Origin of the sequence: Streptomyces sp. NPDC026659, from assembly GCF_040638245.1 — a bacterium.
GTDB lineage: Bacteria > Actinomycetota > Actinomycetes > Streptomycetales > Streptomycetaceae > Streptomyces.
In genome coordinates this window covers 1-22,671 of sequence record NZ_JBEZXY010000006.1, presented here as the reverse complement: position 1 = coordinate 22,671, position 22,671 = coordinate 1, and the positions used below count along the sequence as shown (strand labels likewise).

Below are 22,671 nucleotides of genomic sequence, written 5' to 3'. Positions count from 1 at the left end.
ACATCCCCCGATCGGATCAAGCGATGGTCACACCAATACCGTCACGCGAGCCTCACGCCTGCCGTCCCGCGTACGGTCACGCGCTGAACGGTCGCGCGGGCCACGGCGCGTCGGCCGGGCGCAGGGCGTCCAGGCCCTCCCCGCCGCGCGCGGCGACCAGCGAGAGGACGCCCACGACCAGGCAGTTGTTGTGCACGTCCCCGGCGAGGACCAGCCGGACCAGCTCGTCGACGGGCACGCGGGCGTACCCCATGTCCTGCTCCTCGTGCTCCGTCTCGAAGCGCTCGCCCTCGGCCTCGGCGAGGTCACGGGCGAGGAAGATCCGCACGGCCTCGTCGCAGCCGCCCGGGGTGGTGTAGACGTCGGCGAGGACCCGCCAGTCCTCGGCCTTGACGTGCGCCTCCTCGTACAGCTCGCGCTGCGCGGCGTGCAGCGGGTTCTCGCCGGGCACGTCGAGCAGGCCCGCCGGGATCTCCCAGAGCTTGTGGCGCACCGGGTGGCGGTACTGGTTGATCAGCAGGACCCGGTCCTCCTCGTCCAGGGCGAGGACGGCGACGGAGCCGGGGTGGACCTGGTAGTCGCGGCGGACCACCGAGCCGTCGGGCATGACCACGTCGTCCGTGCGGACGGAGGTCTTGTTGCCCGTGAAGGGGGTCGCGGTGCCGCGGACCTCCCACTCCTCGGGGGTGTCCTTGATCGTCATGCCCTGTCCTTCCCGTCACGCAAAAGAAAACCGGGGTGCGTCCCTGTTGAAGGTTCGCACCCCGGTCACCGTAACAATCGGTGTGTTACTTGGAGTTCTTCGGCTTGCCCGCCGTCTTGCGCTCGACGGAAGCCTTCACCAGGCCCGCGAACAGCGGGTGCGGCCGGGTCGGCCGGGAGCGCAGCTCGGGGTGGGCCTGCGTGGCGACCAGGTAGGGGTGGACGTCACGCGGGTACTCGACGTACTCGACGAGCTTGCCGTCGGGCGAGGTGCCCGAGAAGAGGACACCGGCCTTCTTCTCCAGCTCGGCGCGGTACGCGTTGTTGACCTCGTAGCGGTGGCGGTGCCGCTCCTCGACGTACTCCTTGCCGTCGTAGACCTCGCGCACGATGGAGCCCTCGGCCAGCTTGGCCGGGTACATGCCCAGGCGCATGGTGCCGCCCATGTCGCCCTCGCCCGCGACGATGTCCATCTGCTCGGCCATGGTCGAGATGACCGGGTGCGCGGTGGACGGGTCGAACTCGGTGGAGTTGGCGTCGGCGATGTCGGCCAGGTTGCGCGCGGCCTCGATCACCACGCACTGCAGACCCAGGCAGAGGCCCAGCAGCGGGATCTTGTTCTCGCGGGCGTAGCGGATCGCGCCGACCTTGCCGAGCACACCGCGGTCGCCGAAGCCGCCGGGGATGCAGATGCCGTCCACGTCGCCGAGGGCGGCGGCGGCACCGGCCGGGGTCTTGCAGTCGTCCGAGGTGACCCACTTGATCTTGACGCGGGCCTTGTTGGCGAAGCCGCCCGCGCGCAGCGCCTCGGTGACCGACAGGTAGGCGTCGGGCAGGTCGATGTACTTGCCGACCAGCGCGAGGGTGATCTCGTGGTCCGGCTTGTGGACGCGGTCCAGCAGGTCGTCCCAGGTCGTCCAGTCCACGTCGCGGAAGGGCAGGTCGAGCTTGCGCACGACGTAGGCGTCCAGGCCCTCGCCGTGGATGACCTTCGGGATGTCGTAGATCGAGCGGGCGTCGGGGCAGGCCACGACGGCGGCCTCGTCCACGTCGCACATCAGCGAGATCTTGCGCTTGATGGCGGTGGGGACCTCGCGGTCGCAGCGCAGCACGATGGCGTCCGGCTGGATACCGATGTTGCGCAGCGCGGCGACGGAGTGCTGGGTCGGCTTGGTCTTCAGCTCGCCGGAGGGGCCGATGTACGGCAGCAGCGAGATGTGCACGACGAAGACGTTGTCCCGGCCGACCTCGTGGCGGACCTGGCGGACGGTCTCCAGGAACGGCAGCGACTCGATGTCGCCGACCGTGCCGCCGACCTCGGTGATGACGACGTCCACCTCGTCGGTGGCCATGCGCCGGATGCGGTGCTTGATCTCGTTGGTGATGTGCGGGATGACCTGCACGGTGTCGCCCAGGTACTCGCCGCGCCGCTCCTTGGCGATCACGGTGGAGTAGACCTGGCCAGTGGTGACGTTCGCGGAGCCGTCGAGGTCGCGGTCGAGGAAGCGCTCGTAGTGGCCGATGTCCAGGTCGGTCTCGGCGCCGTCGTTGGTGACGAACACCTCGCCGTGCTGGAAGGGGTTCATCGTGCCCGGGTCCACGTTCAGGTACGGGTCGAGCTTCTGCATGACGACACGCAGGCCACGGGCCTTGAGCAGCATGCCCAGGCTGGAGGCGGTGAGGCCCTTGCCGAGCGAGGAGGCAACACCCCCGGTGACGAAGATGTGCTTGGTCGTCGTAGATTTCGGCGGCATGGCCAAGAGGGGGCTCCCGTGGTCGCTGTCTGTGATGCGGAACGGCCGTCGGCCCGGAGGATCATGTCTTCCTCGCGGTGGCGCCGTCGCTGCGGTTCGGGGGTTTTACGCCCACCGGTCCACGGGCTACCAGGGTATCAGCGCCCGGAGGGAATGGCGTCCGGGCACGCTCCGCGACGACCCGGGCATGCGGCTGTGACCAGTGCCGGGAGGTCTTCCGGGGCGGTCGAGGGGTTCTCACCGGGGGCAGGGCCTGTCGTCGACCTCCCGTCGTCCGCCCGGAGGGCGGGCGGGGCGGCGTCAGGTGCGTGCTCTCGGCGTGCCGGGCGTGGGCCCTCGTACTGGACGTACGTGGGTCCGCGCCCGGTGCGGCGAGAGTGCGTGCATGGCGTCGCCCCGCAGACGGGAGGTCGACGGCAGGCCCTAACTCGTTCGGCTCACACGGGTTGTCCGGAGCGGCGCGCAGATCATCTACGTGCGTCGTATCCTGCTCGGACACTCGCTGCCGAGCCCGGCCGGAACGACGGCACACCCCCGCCCGCACCACCCGCCGGAGACAACCACAGCGTGGCAGTTCGTCGAGCGAGGACTGCCGTTTGCCTCAGGGCTCGGACGGCTGCTTTGCTTCACCGCTCAACGACGCACAACCGACGATCCCTTGACCGCACCAAGCGACAGCCCCCTCGCGCGGGGGTGACGTGGCCGTTCGACTGGAGTTGCACGTGGCCGGGCGCATCGAAGACTACGCACTCATCGGAGACATGCAGACGGCGGCGCTGGTCTGCCGGGACGGCACGGTGGACTGGCTGTGCCTGCCCCGTTTCGACTCCCATGCCATCTTCGCCGGTCTGCTGGGCACCGAGGAGCACGGCTTCTGGCGGATCGGCCCGGCGCACGCGGCCGACGCGCCGCCGCCCAAGGCCGCGCGGCGGAGCTACCGGGGCGACTCGCTGATCCTGGAGTCGGAGTGGGACACCCCGAGCGGCACGGTCCGGGTGACCGACTTCATGCCGCCGCGCGACGGCGCCCCGCAGCTCATCCGGATCGTGGAGGGCGTCAGCGGGCATGTTCCGATGCGCTCGGAGCTGCGGATGCGGTTCTCCTACGGCCGGGTGGTGCCGTGGGTGCACAAGCACGACAACCGCACGGTGGCGGTCGCGGGGCCGGACTCGGTGTGGTTCGACACGGACGCCGAGACCTACGGCAAGGACCTGACGACGTACTCCGACTTCACCGTCGCACCCGGTGAGCAGGTGGCGTTCACGATCTCCTGGCAGCCCTCGCACAAGGAGCCGCCGCCGCTGCCCGAGCCGGAGCAGTCGCTGGAGGCGACGGAGGAGTTCTGGCGCGAGTGGGTCGAGCAGTGCACGTACCACGGCCCCTACCGCGAGGCCGTGATCCGCTCGCTGATCACCCTGAAGGCGCTGACGTACGCCCCGACCGGCGGCATCGTCGCCGCGCCCACCACCTCGCTGCCCGAGGACATCGGGGGTGTGCGGAACTGGGACTACCGCTACACCTGGCTGCGGGACGCGGCGATCACCCTGTCCTCGCTGCTGCGCACCGGCTACCGCGACGAGGCCCGCGCCTGGCGCGAGTGGCTGCTGCGGGCGGTCGCGGGCGACCCCGAAAACCTGCAGATCATGTACGGCATCGCCGGTGAGCGCGAGCTGGGCGAGGCCGAGCTGGACTGGCTGCCGGGGTACGAGCACTCGACCCCGGTCCGGGTCGGCAACGGCGCGGCGCACCAGCTCCAGCTGGACGTGTACGGCGAGGTCATCGAGGCGCTGCACCTGGGCCACATGACCGGGCTCGCCCGCAACGACTACGCCTCGGTGCTCCAGATGAAGCTGATCCGCTATCTGGAGGACCACTGGCGGGAGCCGGACGAGGGCATCTGGGAGGTGCGCGGGCCGCGCCGGCAGTTCGTGCACTCCAAGGTGATGGCCTGGGTCGCCGTCGACCGCACGATCAAGCTGATCGAGTCCGGTGACGCGGAAGGCCCCCTGGAGCGCTGGAAGGAACTGCGCGACGAGATCCACCGCGAGGTCTGCGAGAAGGGCTACGACCCGGAGCGCAACACCTTCACGCAGTACTACGGCTCCAAGGAACTGGACGCCTCCCTGCTCCTGATCCCCCAGATGGGCTTCCTGCCCCCCGACGACAAGCGCGTCATCGGCACCATCGAGGCGATCCAGCGCGAGCTGTCCACCCCGGACGGCTTCATCCTGCGCTACCCCACCGACGGCGAGGACGCGGGCGTCGACGGCCTCCCCGGCGACGAGGGCGCCTTCCTCGCCTGCTCCTTCTGGATGGCCGACGACCTCGCGATGATCGGCCGCGTCGACGAGGCCCGCAAACTCTTCGAGAAACTCCTCGCCCTCCGCAACGACCTCGGCCTCCTCGCCGAGGAATGGGACTCCCGCCTCAAGCGCCAGGTCGGCAACTTCCCGCAGGCGTTCAGCCATGTGCCGCTGATCGACACGGCACTGCGGCTGACGGCTTCGGGGGCGTACGGGGGCTGACGGCCAGTAGGGCTCCCGCCGCAGCGCGGGAGCCCTGCGGATGACCGCCTCGCCGCGCGCGCCTAGGCTGGGAGCGCATTCTGCCCCCGATCTCGGAAGGGGGCGGCCCCATGGCTTCCCTCTCGAAGGCGGGTGCGGCGTTGGCCGTGCTGCGCGAGGAGTTGGCCGGAGAGGTGTTCGCGCCGGGGGACGCGGGCTATGACGAGGCCAGGGCCGTCTACAACGGGATGATCGACCGGCGGCCTGCCGTGATCGCCCAGTGTGCGGATGTGGCCGACGTGGTCCGGGCCGTGCGGTTCGCGCGGGAACTGGATCTACCGGTCGCGGTGCGCGGGGGCGGGCACAGTGTGGCCGGTACGGCGCTGGGGGACGGCGCGGTGGTGGTGGATCTGCGCCGGATGCATCAGGTGGACGTCGACCTGGAGGCCCGTGAGGTGCGGGTCGGGGGCGGGGCCACCATGAGCCACATGGACCGGGCCACCCAGCCGTACGGTCTGGCCACGACCGGTGGACGCGCGTCCACCACCGGGGTCGGCGGGTTCGTGCTCGGCGGCGGTACCGGCTGGCTGGACCGGATCTACGGGCTCGCCGTCGACAATCTCCGCGAGGTGGAGCTGGTGACCGCCGACGCCGAGCCGGTGCGCGCGAGCGCCCGGGAGAACCCCGAGCTGTTCTGGGCGCTGCACGGCGGTGGCGGCAACTTCGGCGTGGCGACCGCGCTCACGCTGGGCCTGCACGAGCTGCCCGAGTTCTCGATCGCGCTGCTGCTGTTCGCGCCGGAGGACGGCCCCGAGGCGGTCCGCACGTTCCGTGACGTGATCGCGGCGGGCCCCGACTCCCTGAGCGGCGCCACGATCTATCTCACCGGCCCGCCCTTCGAGTTCGTCCCCGAGCAGATGGTGGGCCGACTGGTCTGCGCGGTGCTGGTGACGCACGCGGGCTCCCTCGACCTGCTGCACGAGCTGGCGGCGCCGCTGCTGGCGTTGCCGTACGAGGGCGGCCTGGTCGGCGGGATGCCGTACGCCGACGTCCAGTGCATGATCGACGATCCGCCGGGGCTGCGGAACTACTGGTCGGCCGAGTATCTGACCGGGATGCCGGACGACCTGGTGGACGTGTACTGCGCCCTGTCCGCGAGCGAGCCCGTGCCGACCGCGACCCAGCACATCCTGTTCCCGCAGGGCGGCGCGATCGCCGCGGGGCCGCACGAGTACCCGGTGTCGTACCGGGACGCGGCCTGGGTCGCGCACCCCTTCGCCGTCTGGGAGGACCCCGCCGACGACACCCGGGCGGTCGACTGGGTGCGTGAGGTCCGCGCGGCGGTGAAGCCGTGGAGCACGGGCGACGTCTATCTGAACTTCATCGGCGACGAGGGCGCGGAGCGGGTCCGCGCGGGGCTCGGCGCGGAGAACCTGCTGCGCCTGGAGAAGGTGAAGCGGGCGTACGACCCGGACAACGTGTTCCGCTTCAACCACAACATCCGGCCGCTGTAGCGGAGTTGGCACGCAGGCCGGAGCGCCGGTTCCGGGCCGCCCCGGCCGGGGCTGTCGGAGCGGCGGACGCGCGGGTAGCGTCCGGCGCATGGACAGCGGTACGGAGAGCGGGCCCGCCCCGCGCGGCGCGGGGATAACCGTCCGGCGCGCCCTGGAGCTGCCGGGGCTGCGCGGCGGTCTGCCGGAGATCCTGGCGGGCGGCGACCGCCTCGGTCGCACGGTGCGCTGGGTGCACGCGGGCGAGGTGCCGAACATCGCCTCGCTGCTCAAGGGCGGCGAGCTGCTGCTCACCACCGGGTACGGGCTCGGCACGCGCCCCGCCGAGCAGCGGGCGTTCGTACGGACGCTGGCCGAGCGGGGCATCGCCGCGCTGGTGGTGGAGCTGGGCCCGCGCTTCTCCCGGCTGCCGGCCGCCCTGGTCGACACGGCGCGGGCGACCGGGCTGCCGCTGGTGCAGCTGCACCGCGAGGTGGCGTTCGTGACCGTCACCGAGGAGATCCACACCGAGATCGTCAACGGGCACTACGCCCTGCTCCAGCGGGCGGAGGAGGTGCACCGCCGCTGCACCGAGGCGCTGCTCGGCGGGGGCGGGGTGCCGCAGATGCTGGGCATCCTGGCGGACTTCGCGGCCAACCCGGTGTTCCTGGAGACGGCGGACGGCCGGCTGCTGTACGCGGCCGGGGCGGGCCCCGAGGGCGCGGACGCCCTGCAGGTGTGGGAGGGGCTGCGCGGGAAGCAGCGGGACGTGCCGCCCCCGGCCGGTTCGGTCCTGGTGGACGTGCCCGGGGGCGGGCCCGGTCCGGGTTCGGTGCGGGCGCGCCTGGTGCTGCTGCCGGTGCGCGGGCCGCTGGCGCCGGTGCACCGGATGGCGGCCGAGCGGGCGGCGGGGATCGTCGCCGTGGTGCTGATGCAGGCCCGGCAGGAGGAGGAGCTGGCGGCACGCGGCCGGGGCGACTTCCTGAGCGACCTCGCCGAGGGCCGGATCGCTGCCGAGGACGCCCTGGCGCAGGCCCGGGTGCTGGGCTTCCGGCCAGGCGAGGGCCCGCTGCTGCCGGTCGTGATGCGGGTCGGGGACTGTGTCGGACCGGGCGCGGGGTGGGCGGTGCTGGCACAGGCGGTGGCGAAGGAGCTGGCCTCGGTGGGGGTGCCGGTGCTCCTTGGGGTGCGGCCGGTGGAGGGCCGGGTGCCGGTGCTCGCGGGGCTGCGGGCCGAGTCGGAGCGGGCGGCGGTCGCGGACCGGGTGGCGGCCGCGCTGCGGGCCGGGGTGGAGCGCGCCGGGCTGCTGCGGCCGGGCGGTCCGCCGCCGCTGGTGGTGGTCGGGGCGGCGGGCGGCTGGGCGGCCGTACCGGCGGGGCTGCGGCACGCGGCGGAGGCGGCGACGGCGGTGCGCGGCCCGGCCGACCGGCCCTGGTACGACGCGCGGCGCCTCGACATCGACCTGTTGCTGTGGCGGCTGCGCGACCACCCGGACCTGGCGGCGTTCGTGGACCGCGCGCTCGGTCCGCTCCTGGAGCACGACGCGCGCTCGCGGCCGCCGCTGCTGCCGACCCTGGAGACCTATCTCGCGCACGCGGGCCGCAAGGCGGAGACCGCCCGCGAACTGCATCTGAACCGGCAGACCCTCTACAACCGGCTTGCCCGGATAGGCGAGTTGCTGGGCACCGACCTCGACGACCCGCAGACGGTACTGGCGTTGAGCCTCGCGCTGCGCGCCCGGGAGCACGTGGCCTAGTGAGCAGGTCTCAGGCGAGCGGGACCGGAAGAGTCAACTCGTCGTAGACGCTGAGGACTTGGGCGACCGTCTCGTCCTCGGTCGGCCAGGTGGCCGCCTGCCGTACGCCCCGTTCGCGCAAGTGCTCGCGCCGCTCGGGGTCGTCGAGCAGATCGGTGACGGCGGCGGCGAGGGCGGGTCCGTCGCCGTAGGGGACGAGGTGGGCGGCGTCGCCCACGAGGTCCGGGACACCGCCGACGGCGGTCGCGACGAGCGGCACCCGGGCGTACAGCGCCTCCTGCGCGAACACCGAACGCGATTCCCAACGGCCGGTCAGGAGCGCCAGGTCGGCGGCGGCGAGCAGGTCCGGCACGTCGTCACGGACGCCGAGGAGCCGGACCGGCAGATGCTCGGCCTCGATCCGCCGCTGCAACTCCGGCCGCAGCGGCCCCTCCCCCGCGACGACGACCAGCGGCTGGGGGTCGAGGTCGCGCCAGGCGCGGGCGGCGTCGAGCAGCGTCTCGTGACCGCGGTGCGGGTCCAGGGAGGCGACGGCGACGAGCAACGGGCGTCCGGTGGCGCCGAGTTCGGCCCGCACCTTGTCGGCGGGCCGCTCGGGGTCGGGGCCGCGGCCGCCGTACCTGCCGCCGGGCAGGCCCACGGCGGCGAGCCGGGCGTCCCGCGCGCCGGTCCTGCGGGCCCGGTCCACCAGGTCGGAGCTGGTGCCGAGCACGACGGTCGCGCTCCGCACCACGCGCCGCTCCAGCATCCGCAGCAGCCGCGCCCGCGCACCCTCGGCGTGGGCCCGGTTGTGCCAGGTGACCACCAACGGGGTGGTACGGCCGCCGAGCGCGAGCACGGTACGGAGAGAGGCGTGCAGGCCGTGCGCGTGGACCAGGTCGGCGTCCGCGCAGGCCGCCCGCAGCGCGGCCACGGCCGCCGGGTCGCCGCTGCGGGGCACGGGCAGGTGCTCGGCGCCGGTCCCGCTGAAGTCGTAGACCCCGTCGGCCTCGGCCGGGGCGCACACGGTGACCCGTACCCCGCGCGCGACCAGGCCCGCCGCCAGGGAGCGCACATGCGCGCTGCTGCCCGCGTTGCCTCCGCCGAGCACCTGTACGGTGCGCAGCGGCGACTGGCCGGGCGGTGCGGTGCTGCTCACGGGGCTCACGGGGCCGGCTCCTGATTCGGCGGGCATTCACGAAGGGACGTACAGACGGTAGCGGTCGCCGGCGCCGCGAGGAGCTGCCGCGCCCCCTCCGCTCCCGCCGCCATCCCCCTCAAGGATGCCAGGAGCCAAGGCGGTTCCGGCAATCGCCGGTCAGCGCGGACCCCGGCGGACAGAGGCAACACACAGGCGCATATCACCCGTCCGGGTGAGCCAACCGAACCATGCTGCCATCGGCCCCCAGCCCCCGCGCCCAGCCGCTCACCCGGTCCCCGTACACCGTGGCGGCCACGACGGCGACGGCGTGCGCGAGCAGCCCCGCGCGCCCGTTGGCCGCCACCACGGCGGTTCCGAGCGCGGCACCCAGGGCGTGCGCCCCGGTGTCCCCGATCATCGCGCGCTCCCCCAGATCCTCGGGCAGCACGGCCCCCGCCCCGCCCACGGCGGCCGCCGCCAGCGCACCACCGGTTCCACCACGCACCACCCCCGGCAGTCCCAGCGCGAGCACCGCCGAGGCGGCGCGCGCGGGGCGTACGTCGAGCAGGTTCACGGTGTGCGCGGCCCCCGCGATCACCACGCCCGCCAGCAGCCGGTCCAGCGGCCGCTGCTTCAGGAACGCCCCGGCCACCAGCGCGGCGGCCGTGATGCCGAACAACTTCACCGCGCCGGAGGTGACTTCGCCCTCGCGCAGCGCGCCCAGGTGGGCCCGGAAGCCCCGGCGCGGATCGTCGGCCCCGGCGACGTCGTCGTACGCCCCGCAGGCACCGGCGGCGAACACCGCGAGCCCGGCGGCGGGGTGGACGCGTGCGGCCGCGAGGGCGGTGGCGGCGGCACAGGCCGGGCCGCAGTACAGCTCCACGGTCCGGCCCGCGTGGTTCTTCCGCTGCCAGCGGCTCGCGCCGCCGGGGGCGAGGGCGCGCAGGGCGGCCGTGGCGCCCCGGGTGAGGAGGGCGGCCGTCGTGAAGGTGGTCGTGCGGGTGATCATCCGGCCACTCCAGAAGGGAGTTGGGGCGCCCCCGCCGGGCAGGGGCACCCCGGTCCTACGCCTCTCCGCGTGCCGTCGCCAGCAGTTCTTCCGCGTGGGCCCGCGCCGTCTCGGAGTCCTCCTGGCCCGCGAGCATCCGGGAGAGTTCGCGGACGCGGTCCTCGCCCTCCAGGATCTTGACGCCGGAGCGGGTGACCGAGCCGTCGTTGGTCTTCTCGACCAGGAGCTGGCGGTCGGCGAAGGCGGCGACCTGGGGCAGGTGGGTGACGACGACGACCTGGGCGGTGCGGGCGAGCTTGGCGAGACGGCGGCCGATCTCGACGGCGGCCTTGCCGCCGACTCCGGCGTCGACCTCGTCGAAGAGGTAGGTCGGCACGGGGTCGGTGCCCGCGAAGACGACCTCCACGGCGAGCATCACGCGGGACAGCTCACCGCCGGAGGCGCCCTTGGCGATGGGCCGGGGCGGGGCGCCCGGGTGCGGGGCGAGGAGCAGTTCGACCTCGTCCACGCCGGAGGGGCCGTACGCCACCGTGCGCTCCCCGGACTCGACGCCGTCGGGGTCCTCGGTCTGCCGGATGTCGAAGGACACCCGGGCGTGGGGCATGGCGAGGGAGGCCAGCTCGGCGGTGACGGCGGCCGCGAAGCGTTCGGCGGCCTCGGTGCGCGCCTTGGTCAACTGCTCGGCGAGCGCGCCCAGTTCGGTGCGCAGCTCGTCGCGCTCGGCGGTCAGTTCGGTGATCCGCTCGTCGTCGCCGTCCAGCTCGGTCAGCCGGGCGGCGCCCTGCTCGGCCCAGGCGAGCACGGCGGCGATGTCCGCGCCGTACTTGCGGGTCAGGGCGTTCAGCGCGGCCCGGCGCTCCTCCACGGCGGCCAGGCGCCGCGGGTCGGCGTCCAGGTCGTCGGCGTATCCGGCCAGCTCTCCGGCCACGTCCCCGGCGAGGATGCCGATCTCGCCGATGCGGTCGGCGAGCGCGGCCAGCGCCGGGTCGTGCGAGCGGACAGCCTCAAGGGCCCGGTGGGCACCGGCGATCAGCGTGGCCGCGTCGATGCCCTCGGGGTCCTCGGGGTTCCCGGCAAGGGCCGCGTGCGCGGCGGTCGCGGCGGAGGACAGCGCCTCGGCGTGCCCGAGCCGCTCGGCCTCCTCGGCCAGCTCCACGTCCTCCCCGGCACGCGGCTCCACGGCCGCGATCTCGTCCAGGCCGAAGCGCAGCAGGTCGGCTTCCTGGGCGCGCTCGCGGGCGCGGGTGACGATCTCGTCCAGCTCGGTGCTCACCGCGCGCAGCCGCTTGTAGGCGTCCGCGTACCCGGTCAGCGGCACCGCGACCGACTCGCCCGCGTACCGGTCGAGCGCGCCGCGCTGCCGGTTCGCCTTGAGCAGGCCCTGCTGGTCGGTCTGCCCGTGCACGGCCACCAGCTCGTCGGCCAGCTCGGCGAGCAGCCCGACGGGGACGCTGCGGCCGCCGAGGTACGCCCGGGAGCGGCCCTCGGCGGAGATGGTGCGGCTGATCAGCAGGGCGCCGTCGTCCAGCTCGGCCCCGGCCTCCTCGGCCCGTACGACGGCCGAGGCGTCGGCGGGTACGGCGATCCGCCCCTCGACCACCGCCCTGCCCGCGCCGAGCCGGACCAACGCCGGGTCGGCGCGCCCGCCGAGCAGCAGCCCCAGGCTGGTGACGACCATGGTCTTGCCCGCACCCGTCTCACCGGTGACAGCGGTGAACCCGGGTGACAGCTCGACCACGGCGTCGTCGATGACCCCGAGCGACCGTATGCGCATCTCCTCCAACACGGAACAGACCATACGAGGTCCGGGGCGGGATGCGCACACAGGCCGCCCATGTCACTCGGTGGTGTGGTCCTGCCGGGCCCCGCGCCAGCCCGTGGTGGGCAGGGCGAACTTCGCCACCAGGCGGTCGGTGAAGGACGCGTGGTGCAGCCGGGCCAGGCGGACCGGGACGGCCCCGCGCCGGACCTCGACCCGGGCGCCGGGCGGCAGCTCGATGGTGCGGCGGCCGTCGCACCACAGCACGCCCGGCGGCACGTGCGGCAGCACCTCCACGGCGAGCACCGAGTCCGGCGAGGTGACCAGCGGCTTGGCGAACAGCGCGTGGGCGCTGATCGGCACCATGAGCAGCGCCTCCACCTCGGGCCACACCACGGGACCGCCGGCCGAGAAGGCGTAGGCGGTGGACCCGGTGGGTGTGGAGAGCACGATGCCGTCGCAGCCGAAGGCGGTGACCGGGCGGCCGTCGATCTCCAGGACCACCTCGAGCATCTTCTCGGCGGAGACCTTCTGGACGGCGGCCTCGTTCAGCGCCCAGTCGGTGTGCACGATGTCACCGTTGCGGTGCACGACCACGTCGATGGTCATGCGCTCCTCGACCTCGTAGGAGCGGGCCACCACCCGGTCCACGACCCGGTCCAGGTCGTCCCGCTCGGCCTCGGCGAGGAAGCCGACGCTGCCGAGGTTGACGCCGAGCATCGGCACCCCGGAGGCGCGGGAGAATTCGGCGCCGCGCAGCAGCGTGCCGTCACCGCCGAGAACGATCAGCAGCTCGCAGCCGTCCAGGGAGTGCGGTGCCGCCTCCGTGACGAGTTCGACCTCGCCCGGCAGCGGCATGTCGCGCGCCTCCTCCTCCAGCACCCGCACGCCTATCCCGTGCGAGAGCAGCCCCTTCACCACGAGTTCCGCGCTGCGGATCGCAGCCGGACGCCCGGTGTGGGCGAGCAGGAAAACAGTTCGCGCTCGGTTCTGTGTCAACGCGGCCCCTCCGCCACTGCACGATCGACGTCGGCCGGGTCCAGTTCGGGTGCACCGGACTTCAGCCAGAGAAAGTACTCGACATTGCCCGAGGGGCCCGGCAGCGGACTCGCGGTCACTCCTCGCACCCCGAGCCCCAGCTCCCAGGCCTTCTCGGCCACCCCGCGCACGGCCTCCGCCCGCAGTTGCGGACTCCGTACGACACCCCCGCTGCCCAGCCGTTCCTTGCCCACTTCGAACTGCGGCTTGACCATCATCACCAGATCGGCGTCCGGCGTCACGCACCGCTTGAGAGCGGGCAGCACCAGCCCCAGCGGAATGAAGGACAGATCCCCCACCACCAGGTCCACAGGCTCCCCGTCGATCGCCTCAAGCGTCAACTCGCGTACGTTCGTACGGTCCTTGACGGTGACGCGTTCATCGCTCTGCAGAGACCAGGCGAGCTGGCCGTAGCCGACGTCCACGGCGACGACGCGCGCGGCGCCCGCGCGCAGCAGGACGTCGGTGAAGCCGCCGGTGGAGGCCCCCGCGTCCAGCGCGCGGCGCCCCTCGACGACGAGCCCCTCGGGGACGAACGCGGCGAGCGCGCCCGCGAGCTTGTGGCCGCCCCGGGAGACGTACTCGGGGTCGCCGTCGTCGGACTGGACCACGATGGCCGCCGCGGTCTCGACCTGGGTGGCCGGTTTGGTCGCCACGGTCTTGCCCACGCTGACCCGCCCGGCGGCGATCAGCTGGCTCGCGTGCTCGCGCGAGCGCGCCAGCTTCCGGCGGACCAGCTCGGCGTCCAGACGGCGGCGTGCGACTCCAGCCACGTTCGGTTCAGCTCCTGACTTCTCACGGTGTTGCGGATCTAGCGGGGGTGTCCGGCGGGGGCCTGGGGCCCCGGCCGGGCGTCGAGCGCGCTCAGCGCGTCGCGCAGCCCCGCGTGTACATCCTCGTACACCGTGAGGTGTCCGTCGGCCGTGAGGCGGTCGGCGTCGGCCAGCCGTGCCAGGCGGGCGTCCACGTCCGGGTCGCCGGTGGGGGTGCGGGGGACGTTCAGCGGGGCGGGGGCCTCGGGCTCGTACCCCTGCTCCGGGGCGGGCCGGGGCCCGGTGGCGCCCTGCGGCTCGGCGGCGGACTCGCTCATGCCCAGACGCTACCGCGAACGACTGGGGTACCGTCGTGCGCGATGGCCACGATCGAGCAGTGCCGCGCCGCACTGGAAAAACTTTCGGACAACATGCAGGGCGCCGAGGGCGACGTGCGCGCCGCCGCGGCCCTGGACCGCTCGGTGAGCTGTCACATCACCGACCTGGACGTCACCTTCGCCGGCCGTATGACGGGCGGCCGGATCAAGGTGGACGAGACGCTGCCAGGACCGCCGGGCGAGCGGGCGCAGATCCGGCTCGCCCTGGCGGGCGACGACCTGGTGTCCCTGGTGGACGGCGAGCTGAACTTCGCGACCGCCTGGGGGTCGGGCCGGGTGCGCCTGGAGGCGAACCTGCTGGATCTGTTCCGGCTGAGAAAGCTGCTGTGAGGACTGCCTCGCAGCTCAGGACGCTGTAGCCGCCCGGGCCCTGCGCGCGGCCGGGACCACCAGCGGGGTGCCGGTCTCGGGGTCGTCGATGACCTGGCAGCGCAGCCCGAAGACCTTCTCGACCAGCTCGGCGGTGACGATGTCGCCGGGGGCGCCCTCCGCAATGACCTCGCCGCCGCGCAGGGCGATGAGGTGGGTGGCATAGCGGGCCGCGTGGTTGAGGTCGTGCAGCACGGCGACCAGGGTGCGGCCCTGGGTCTCGTGCAGCTCGGCGCACAGGTCGAGGACGTCGATCTGGTGCTGGATGTCGAGATAGGTGGTCGGCTCGTCCAGGAGGAGCAGCGGGGTCTGCTGGGCGAGCGCCATGGCGATCCAGACGCGCTGGCGCTGGCCGCCGGACAGCTCGTCGACGTACCGCTCCGCCAGCTCGGCGACGCCGGTGCGGGCCATGGAGTCGGCGACGACCCGCTCGTCCTCGGCGGACCACTGGCGCAGGATGCCCTGGTGCGGGTAGCGGCCCCGGGCCACGAGGTCGGCGACGGTGATGCCGTCGGGCGCGATGGAGGACTGGGGCAGCAGGCCGAGCGTGCGGGCGACCTTCTTGGCGGGCATCGACTGGATGACCTGGCCGTCGAGCAGCACCCGGCCCTCGCTGGGCTTCAGCATCCGGGAGAGCGCCCGCAGCAGCGTGGACTTGCCGCACGCGTTGGGACCGACGATCACGGTGAAGGAGTTGTCCGGTATCTCCACCGACAGCTTCTCCGCGATGACGCGCTGCTCGTAGGCGAGGGTGACGTTCTCGGCGGACAGGCGGTTCACAGTGCTCCTAGAAGTGTTCGTCGTCGTGCCGTCCGTGCGCGGGGCTCCGCTCATATCCGGCCCGCCCTGCGCTCGGTGACCAGCAGCCACAGCAGATACGCGCCGCCGAGGACACCGGTGACCACGCCGACGGGCAGCTGGTCGGCGCCGAAGACGCGCTGCGAGAGCCAGTCGGCGGTGACGAGGAGGGCGGCGCCCATGAAGAGGGAGGGCACCAGGTTGGGGCCGGGCGAGCGGGTCAGCCGCCGGGCGAGCTGCGGGGCGGTGAGCGCCACGAAGCCGACGGGTCCGGCGGCGGCGGTGGCACCGGCGGTGAGCAGCACGGCGGAGACCATCAGCACCAGGCGCACCCGCTGCACGCGCACCCCGAGCGCGTACGACACGTCGTCGCCCATCTCCATCATCCTGAGGCCCCGCCCGTTGGCGAGGACCAGCGGGACGAGGACCGCGCACATCCCGAGCAGCGGCCAGACCTGGGTCCAGTCCCGGCCGTCGAGCGAGCCGGTCATCCACACGATCGCGCGGGCGGCGTCCACGATGTCGGCCCTGGTGATCAGATAGCCGTTGACGGCGGTGAGGATCGCGGAGACGCCGATGCCGACCAGGACGAGCCGGTAGCCGTGCACGCCCTGCTTCCAGGCGAGCAGATAGATGGCGATGCCCGTGACCAGGCCGCCGACCAGCGCGCCGAGGGTCACGGCGGTGGCGCTGCCGGAGAACAGCACGATCATCACGAGGGCGCCCGCGGTCGAGCCCTGGGAGAGGCCGAGCACGTCCGGGCTGCCCAGCGGGTTGCGCGAGATCGACTGGAACAGCGCGCCGCCCAGGCCCAGCGAGGCGCCCACCAGCAGGGCGACGAGCAGCCGCGGCAGCCGCAGCTCGTTGACGATGAAGTCCTGGTACGCGTTGCCGTTCCCGGCGAGCGTCCGCAGCACGTCGACCGCCGGGATCTTCGCGTCGCCGGTGCCGATGAGGGCCACGCCCGCGGCGAGCACGGCCACGATCAGCAGCAGGACGACGGTCAGGGCACGCGGGTCCACGCGCAGGGAGAGCCCGCCGGGGGTACGTACCGCACGGCTCCGGAAGTGAGTCTTCACAGCTGGGCCGTCCTCCGGCGTCGTACGAGCATGATGAACAGCGGGCCGCCGATGATCGCGGTGACGATGCCCACCTGCAGTTCGGCGGGGCGCACGACGAGCCGCCCGATGATGTCCGCGCCGAGCAGCAGCACCGGCGAGAGGACGGCGGCGTACGGCAGGATCCAGCGCAGGTCGGGCCCGGTGAACGAGCGCACGACGTGCGGGACCATCAGGCCGACGAACACGATCGGACCGCAGGCGGCGGTCGCGGCGCCGCACAGCACGGTCGCGGCGAGCATGGCCAGGCCGCGGGTGCGGTGGAGGTTGGCGCCGAGCGCGCGGGCGGTGTCGTCGCCCATCTCCATGGCGTTCAGGGGCCGGGCCAGGGCGAGCGCGAGGACCATGCCGGCCGCGAGGAACGGCAGCACCTGGACGATGGTGTGGTTGGTGGCCGAGTCCAGCGAGCCGACCGTCCAGAACCGCATGCGGCCAAGGGCAGCGTCGTCGGAGATCATCACGGCCTGGAGGTAGCCGTACAGTGCGGCGCTGATCGCCGTACCGGCAAGCGCGAGCCGCACCGGCGTGGCGCCCCGGCTGCCGCCGAGGAACCACACCAGCGCGCCCACCACGGCGGCGCCGGCGAACGCGAACCACACATAGCCGGTCAGCGAGGTCACACCGAAGAAGGTGATGGCCGTGACGACGGCGGCGGAGGCACCCGCGTTGATGCCGAGCAGACCGGGGTCGGCCAGCGGATTGCGGGTGACCGCCTGGAGCACGGCCCCGGAGAGCCCGAGCGCGGCCCCGGCCAGCAGGCCGAGGAGGGTGCGCGAGATCCGGGAGCCCACGACGGTGTCGCCGTACGTCCCCGTGTCGTGGAACAGGCCGTGCAGGACCTGGTCGGGAGACAGTGCTTTCGCGCCGATGGCGATGCTCGCCGCGGCGACGAACGCCAGGAGCACGACGGCGAGGAGGAGCCCGAGGGCCCGTACCGCGCGTCGCTTCGGGGGCGCGGGGGTGATTTCCGCGCGCGGTTCCGGAGGACTCTCGACCAACACGAGGTTAGGTTAGCCTATCCTCCAATGTGATCAAGTGACCGGTACGGGCCCTCGTACAAGCCCCGGACGGGCCCCGGACGAGCCCCGCACGGGCCCGGGTCCGGGACATACGCCGTGGTCAGAGCCCGAGCCGGGCCAGCGCCTTGCCTCCGTCCAGCGTGCACGCGCCCTCACCGGCCGCCGTCCAGGCCGCCGCGCACAGCGCCCGCAGCCCGTCGAGCGGCTCGCCGTCACCCGTCAGCTCCAGCCGCTCGGCCCCGGCCGTCGCCGTCCAGCCACCGCAGCGGAAACCGTCGCCCGCCTCCGTGACCTCCGGCTGCCCGGTGAGCAGTCCGCGCAGGTCGGCGTCCACATAGGTCGGCCGGTGCTGCGGCGGCGCGGCGAGCAGCAGGGCGCCGTCGGTGACGCCGGTCAGCACGAGCAGCGAGTCGACCTCGCCGTTGAACGCGCCCTCGATGTCGGTGTCCAGCCGGTCCCCGACCACCAGCGGCCGCTCGGCGCCGGTGCGCAGAATGGTCTCCTTGTGCATCGGAGGCAGCGGCTTGCCCGCCACCTGCGGCTCGGCACCGGTCGCGATGCGGACGACCTCCACGGCCGCGCCGTTGCCCGGCGCGATGCCCCGCCCGCTCGGGATGGTCAGGTCGGTGTTGGACGCGAACCACGGCACCCCGCGCGCCACCGCGTACGACGCCTCCGCGAAGCGCCCCCACGTCAGGTCCGGACCGCCGTAGCCCTGCACGACCGCGACCGGGTCGTCGTCCGCCGACTCCACCGGCGTCAGCCCGCGCTCGCGCAGCGCCACCCGCAGCCCCTCACCGCCGATGACCAGCACCTTCGCCCCGGCGGGCACCTGCTCGCTGATCAGCCGCGCCACCGCCTGCGCGGAGGTGATCACATCACCGGCCGCAGTCGGTATGCCCAGCTCCGTGAGGTGTCCGGCGACCGTGTCCGGGGTGCGCAGCGCGTTGTTGGTGACGTACGCGAGGTGCATCCCCTCCGCGCGCGCGACCGCGAGCGAGTCCACGGCGTGCGCGATGGCCTCGCCGCCCGCGTACACCACCCCGTCCAGATCGAGCAGCGCCGTGTCGTACGCCTCGCTCAGGGGCCGCCCACTGCCCTCGGGCCTCGTCCTGACGCTCTGGCTCATGCGGTATCGCTCCTCGTTCGACGCTCTTTCCCCCGATCATCCCCCACAGCCTCCGCACACGTACGATGCCGGGATGAACAACGCAGGTCACTCGGAAGCAATGGCGCCCCGAGGCCTGGAACTCACCCCGTTCCGAGGCCTTCGTTACGACCCCGAACGGGTCGGCAGCCTCGCCTCCGTCACCTCCCCGCCGTACGACGTGGTCGTACGCCCCGACGGCCTGCACCACCTCCAGGACGCCGACCCGCACAACATCGTCCGGCTGATCCTCCCGCAGGCCGAAACCCCCACCGTCCGCAACGGCCAGGCGGCCGGCACCCTGAGCCGCTGGCTCGCCGAGGGCGTCCTGACCGCCGACCCCGAGCCCGCGCTGTACGTGTACGAACAGCGCGACGTCGAGGGCCTGGTCCAGCGCGGCGTCATCGGCGCGCTGCGCGTCTCGGAACCCGAGGAGGGCGTCGTCCTCCCGCACGAGGACGTCATGCCCCCGGTGGTCGCCGACCGCGCGGCCCTGATGCGCGCCACCCGCGCCAACCTCGAACCCCTGCTCCTGACCTACCGCGGCAACGGCGCCACGGCCGAGGTCGTGGAGCGCACGGTCGCGCACGCGCCGCTGCTCGCCACCACCACCGAGGACGGCGTACGGCACCGCCTCTGGGCGGTCACCGACCCCGGTGACCTCACCCTCGTCTCCTCCGACCTGGCCGGACACCAGGCCCTCATCGCCGACGGACACCACCGTTGGGCCACCTACCGGCTGCTCCGCGCGGAACACCCCTCGCCCAGCCCCTGGGACCACGGCCTGGTCCTGCTGGTCGACACCGTCCGCTATCCCCTGCGCGTCCGCGCCATCCACCGTCTGCTGCACGGCCTGCCGCTGGCGGACGCGCTGACGGCGGTGCGGGACCTGTTCCGGGTACGGCGCCTGGAACTGCCGCTGGCCGAGGCGCTGACGGAGCTGGCGGAGGCGGCCGCCGAGGGCAACGCCTTCCTGCTCGCCGGGGACGGCGCCTTCCACCTTCTGGACCGGCCGGACCCCGAGCTGCTGGCCCGCACGGTCCCGGCCGACCGTCCCGCCGCCTGGCGCTCCCTGGACGCGACCGTCCTGCACGCCACGCTCCTCGAGCATGTGTGGCACATCCCCGAGGACTCCCCCGCCCACATCGCCTACATCCACGACACCGCCGCCACGGTCGCGAAGGCCGAACGCAGCGGCGCCACGGCCGTACTGCTGCACCCGGTCCACGAGGACGTCGTACGGGAGCTGGCCCGCCAGGGCGTGACGATGCCCCGGAAGTCGACCTCGTTCGGCCCGAAGCCTGCGTCGGGGCTTGTGCTGCGGGTGCTGGACATCTGACGTTCCGGCCGGCCGACCGGCTCCGGACATGAGTGAGGGGCGGAACCCGGCCGGGTTCCGCCCCTCACTCATGTGCTGTGGTCACCGCGTGACGCGTCAGTCCTCGTCGGTCTTCCGCACGACGGGCTCGTCGTCCTCGTCGTCCTCGTCCTCAGCCTCGGCGGCCGGGGTCTCGGTCACGGTCTCGGTCTCGGTTTCCGTGACGGTGACGGTGGCGTCGGTCTCGTCCTCGTTGAGGGCGTCGACGAACTCCACGCCGTCCAGCTCGGCGAGCCGGTCGGAAGCGTCGGTGCTGCCGTCACGGTCGGCCTCGACGGCCTTGGCGAACCACTCGCGCGCCTCGGTCTCCCGGCCGGCGGCCAGCAGGGCGTCGGCGTAGGCGTACCGCAGACGCGCGGTCCACGGCTGCACCGAGTTGGAGGCCAGCTCGGGGCTCTGGAGCGTCACGATCGCCGCGTCCAGCTGGTCCATGTCACGCCGGGCACCGGCCGCGACCAGCCGCATCTCGACCTGACCGGCCTTGTCCAGCTTCTGCACCTCGGGGGCACCGGCCATGTCCAGCGTCTTCTCCGGACGGCCCAGACCACGCTCGCAGTCGGCCATCACGGGCCACAGGTCCGTGTTGCCGGTCATCCGCCGCGCGGCCCGGAACTCGGCCAGGGCCTCGGAGTACTTCTGGTTCGCGTACGCCGCGAAACCGGCCGCCTCACGGACGGCGGCGACACGGGACGCCAGACGCAGGGCCACCCGGGAGTAGCCGTAGGCACCCTCGGGGTCCTCGTCGATGAGCCGGGCGACCATCACCAGGTTGCGCGCAACGTCCTCGGCGAGCGTCTTCGGCAGGCTCTGGAGCTCCTGCCGCACGTCCTTGTCGACCTCGTCACCGGTGACGTCCTCGGGGATCGGCAGCCGCTTGATCGGCTCCCGGTCGCGGTCACGGTCCCGGTCACGGTCGTCCCGACCCCGGAAACCACCACGCCGGTCGTCCCCACCACGCCGGTCGTCCCGACCCCGGAACCCACCGCCGGCCGGACGCCCACCACGGTCGTCCCGACGGGGGTACGACGGACGGTCACCACCACGGTCGTCACGGCCCCGGAAACCACCACGGTCGCCACCACGGTCGTCACGGCGGTCGTCGCGACGGAAGCCACCACGGTCGTCATCGCGACGGGGGTACGAGGGGCGGTCGCCGCCACGGTCGTCACGACGGGGGTAGGACGGACGGTCACCACCGCTGCGGTCGTCGCGACGGAAACCACCGCGGTCACCACGGTTGTCGTCACGACGGGGGTACGACGGACGGTCGCCACCACGGTCATCACGACGCGGGTAGGACGGACGGTCGCCGCCACCACGGTTGTCGTCACGACGGTCGTCGCGGCGGAAACCACCACGGTCGTCATCGCGACGCGGGTACGAGGGGCGGTCGCCGCCACGGTCGTCACGACGCGGGTAGGACGGACGGTCACCACCGCTGCGGTCATCACGACGGAAACCACCACGGTCGTCGCGGCGGAAACCACCACGGTCGTCGTCACGACGGGGGTACGAGGGACGGTCGCCACCACGGTCGTCACGACGCGGGTAGGACGGACGGTCACCACCGCTGCGGTCGTCGCGACGGAAACCACCACGGTCACCACGGTTGTCGTCACGACGGGGGTACGACGGACGGTCGCCACCACGGTCATCGCGGCCCCGGAAACCACCACGGTCGCCGCCGCGATCGTCGCGACGGTCGTCCCGGCGGAAGCCACCGCGGTCACCACGGTTGTCGTCACGGCGCGGGTAGGACGGGCGGTCGCCGCCACCACGGTTGTCGTCGCGGCGGAAACCGCCACGGTCGCCACCACGGTCATCGCGGCGGTCGTCGCGGCGGAAGCCACCACGGTCGTCGTCACGACGCGGGTACGAGGGGCGGTCGCCACCACGGTCATCGCGACGCGGGTAGGACGGACGGTCACCACCGCTGCGGTCGTCCCGGCGGTAGGACGGACGGTCGCCGCCACGGTCGCCACGGTTGTCGTCACGGCGGTTGTCGTCGCGCCGGCCGTAGCCGCCACGGTCGTAACCACCGCGGTCACCACGGTCGTTGCCGCCGCTGCGACGCGGGGCACCGCGGTAACCGCCGCGTTCGCCGCGGTCACCACTGTCCCGTCGCCGCTGGTCGCGCTCCGGTCGGTCGTCGGGAGAGTTGGTGGCCATCGGATGACTCCTGTCTTCAGGTACAACAAGCATTGTAAAAACAAAAGGACCCCTGGTCCCAGCTGAACGCTGGGACCAGGGGTCCTCCAAAGATTGTTCGGCGGCGTCCTACTCTCCCACAGGGTCCCCCCTGCAGTACCATCGGCGCTGTGAGGCTTAGCTTCCGGGTTCGAAATGTAACCGGGCGTTTCCCTCACGCTATGACCACCGAAACCCTAATGGTTTCGAGCGAACAAGCACACTTTTTATTTGTGAGTTCAGCTCTGAACCGGCAACTGTTCGTTGCCTCAGAACTTACACAGTGGACGCGAGCAACTGAGGACAAGCCCTCGGCCTATTAGTACCAGTCAACTCCACCCGTTACCGGGCTTCCATATCTGGCCTATCAACC

Annotated in this window: 18 protein-coding genes, 2 rRNA genes and 1 pseudogene; 5 read left to right on the top strand and 16 right to left on the bottom strand. The window is 72.8% G+C overall.

The window, feature by feature from the left end; all coding sequences use genetic code 11:
- Positions 1-76: 76 nt before the first annotated feature.
- Complete coding sequence (locus tag AB0E91_RS16425) at positions 77-703, bottom strand: NUDIX hydrolase (RefSeq protein WP_361781409.1); 627 nt, start codon at positions 701-703, stop codon at positions 77-79.
- Between the two features lie 85 nt (positions 704-788).
- Positions 789-2,456 (bottom strand): CTP synthase, encoded by a 1,668-nt coding sequence (locus AB0E91_RS16420; protein ID WP_161181989.1) that lies wholly within the window; start codon positions 2,454-2,456, stop codon positions 789-791.
- Positions 2,457-3,178: 722 nt separating this feature from the next.
- Between AB0E91_RS16420 and AB0E91_RS16415 the strand changes: the two genes are divergently transcribed.
- The 3 genes from AB0E91_RS16415 to AB0E91_RS16405 all read left to right on the top strand — a co-directional run bounded on the left by AB0E91_RS16415 (position 3,179) and on the right by AB0E91_RS16405 (position 8,206).
- A complete protein-coding gene (locus tag AB0E91_RS16415) occupies positions 3,179-4,981 on the top strand; it encodes a glycoside hydrolase family 15 protein (protein ID WP_361782428.1) in 1,803 nt (600 codons plus the stop codon).
- Between the two features lie 110 nt (positions 4,982-5,091).
- Entirely contained in the window at positions 5,092-6,474 is a 1,383-nt protein-coding gene (locus AB0E91_RS16410) for an FAD-binding oxidoreductase (protein WP_361781405.1), read from the top strand.
- An 88-nt stretch (positions 6,475-6,562) separates the two neighbouring features.
- Entirely contained in the window at positions 6,563-8,206 is a 1,644-nt protein-coding gene (locus AB0E91_RS16405) for a PucR family transcriptional regulator (RefSeq protein ID WP_361781402.1), read from the top strand.
- Between the two features lie 10 nt (positions 8,207-8,216).
- On the opposite strand, the gene AB0E91_RS16400 is transcribed toward AB0E91_RS16405, so the two are convergent.
- The 6 genes from AB0E91_RS16400 to AB0E91_RS16375 all read right to left on the bottom strand — a co-directional run bounded on the left by AB0E91_RS16400 (position 8,217) and on the right by AB0E91_RS16375 (position 14,222).
- Positions 8,217-9,353, bottom strand: coding sequence for a glycosyltransferase family 4 protein (locus AB0E91_RS16400; RefSeq protein ID WP_361781399.1), 1,137 nt, complete (start codon positions 9,351-9,353; stop codon positions 8,217-8,219).
- Positions 9,354-9,546: 193 nt separating this feature from the next.
- On the bottom strand, positions 9,547-10,335 hold the full coding sequence (locus AB0E91_RS16395) for a hypothetical protein (RefSeq protein ID WP_361781396.1): 789 nt from the start codon (positions 10,333-10,335) through the stop codon (positions 9,547-9,549).
- A gap of 55 nt (positions 10,336-10,390) precedes the next feature.
- Positions 10,391-12,133 carry a DNA repair protein RecN gene (recN, locus tag AB0E91_RS16390; protein ID WP_361781393.1) on the bottom strand — a complete coding sequence of 581 codons (1,743 nt, stop codon included), beginning with the start codon at positions 12,131-12,133 and terminating at the stop codon, positions 10,391-10,393.
- Positions 12,134-12,172: 39 nt separating this feature from the next.
- Entirely contained in the window at positions 12,173-13,093 is a 921-nt protein-coding gene (locus tag AB0E91_RS16385; protein WP_161183543.1) for an NAD kinase, read from the bottom strand.
- Positions 13,090-13,905 carry a TlyA family RNA methyltransferase gene (locus AB0E91_RS16380; RefSeq protein ID WP_361781389.1) on the bottom strand — a complete coding sequence of 272 codons (816 nt, stop codon included), beginning with the start codon at positions 13,903-13,905 and terminating at the stop codon, positions 13,090-13,092. The genes AB0E91_RS16385 and AB0E91_RS16380 overlap by 4 nt, the downstream gene beginning before the upstream one ends.
- 38 nt (positions 13,906-13,943) lie before the next feature.
- Positions 13,944-14,222, bottom strand: coding sequence for a hypothetical protein (locus tag AB0E91_RS16375; protein ID WP_361781386.1), 279 nt, complete (start codon positions 14,220-14,222; stop codon positions 13,944-13,946).
- A gap of 42 nt (positions 14,223-14,264) precedes the next feature.
- On the opposite strand from AB0E91_RS16375, the gene AB0E91_RS16370 reads away from it, so the two are divergent.
- Positions 14,265-14,612, top strand: coding sequence for a sterol-binding protein (locus AB0E91_RS16370; protein WP_361781383.1), 348 nt, complete (start codon positions 14,265-14,267; stop codon positions 14,610-14,612).
- Between the two features lie 15 nt (positions 14,613-14,627).
- Here AB0E91_RS16370 and AB0E91_RS16365 read toward each other — a convergent pair whose 3' ends face one another.
- The 4 genes from AB0E91_RS16365 to AB0E91_RS16350 all read right to left on the bottom strand — a co-directional run bounded on the left by AB0E91_RS16365 (position 14,628) and on the right by AB0E91_RS16350 (position 18,715).
- Entirely contained in the window at positions 14,628-15,485 is an 858-nt protein-coding gene (locus tag AB0E91_RS16365; RefSeq protein WP_361781380.1) for an ABC transporter ATP-binding protein, read from the bottom strand.
- The gene (locus AB0E91_RS16360; protein WP_361781377.1) at positions 15,482-16,528 is read right to left on the bottom strand and encodes an iron chelate uptake ABC transporter family permease subunit; all 1,047 of its coding nucleotides are present in this window, start codon (positions 16,526-16,528) and stop codon (positions 15,482-15,484) included. The genes AB0E91_RS16365 and AB0E91_RS16360 overlap by 4 nt, the downstream gene beginning before the upstream one ends.
- Positions 16,525-17,568, bottom strand: a complete 1,044-nt coding sequence (locus AB0E91_RS16355) for an iron chelate uptake ABC transporter family permease subunit (RefSeq protein WP_361781374.1) — start codon at positions 17,566-17,568, stop codon at positions 16,525-16,527. The genes AB0E91_RS16360 and AB0E91_RS16355 overlap by 4 nt, the downstream gene beginning before the upstream one ends.
- Positions 17,569-17,686: 118 nt before the next feature.
- On the bottom strand, positions 17,687-18,715 hold the full coding sequence (locus AB0E91_RS16350; RefSeq protein WP_361781371.1) for an HAD hydrolase-like protein: 1,029 nt from the start codon (positions 18,713-18,715) through the stop codon (positions 17,687-17,689).
- Between the two features lie 73 nt (positions 18,716-18,788).
- On the opposite strand from AB0E91_RS16350, the gene AB0E91_RS16345 reads away from it, so the two are divergent.
- The gene (locus AB0E91_RS16345; RefSeq protein WP_361781368.1) at positions 18,789-20,072 is read left to right on the top strand and encodes a DUF1015 domain-containing protein; all 1,284 of its coding nucleotides are present in this window, start codon (positions 18,789-18,791) and stop codon (positions 20,070-20,072) included.
- Positions 20,073-20,168: 96 nt separating this feature from the next.
- Here the strand turns inward: AB0E91_RS16345 and AB0E91_RS16340 are convergent, their stop codons facing one another.
- From AB0E91_RS16340 to AB0E91_RS16325, 4 genes and pseudogenes are all read right to left on the bottom strand, one after another.
- Complete coding sequence (locus AB0E91_RS16340) at positions 20,169-20,936, bottom strand: hypothetical protein (protein ID WP_361782425.1); 768 nt, start codon at positions 20,934-20,936, stop codon at positions 20,169-20,171.
- A gap of 699 nt (positions 20,937-21,635) precedes the next feature.
- Positions 21,636-22,250, bottom strand: a pseudogene (locus tag AB0E91_RS16335) (tetratricopeptide repeat protein); the annotation flags it as partial.
- A 125-nt stretch (positions 22,251-22,375) separates the two neighbouring features.
- Positions 22,376-22,492 (bottom strand): 5S ribosomal RNA (gene rrf, locus AB0E91_RS16330).
- A 105-nt stretch (positions 22,493-22,597) separates the two neighbouring features.
- Positions 22,598-22,671 (bottom strand): 23S ribosomal RNA (locus AB0E91_RS16325); the annotation flags it as partial.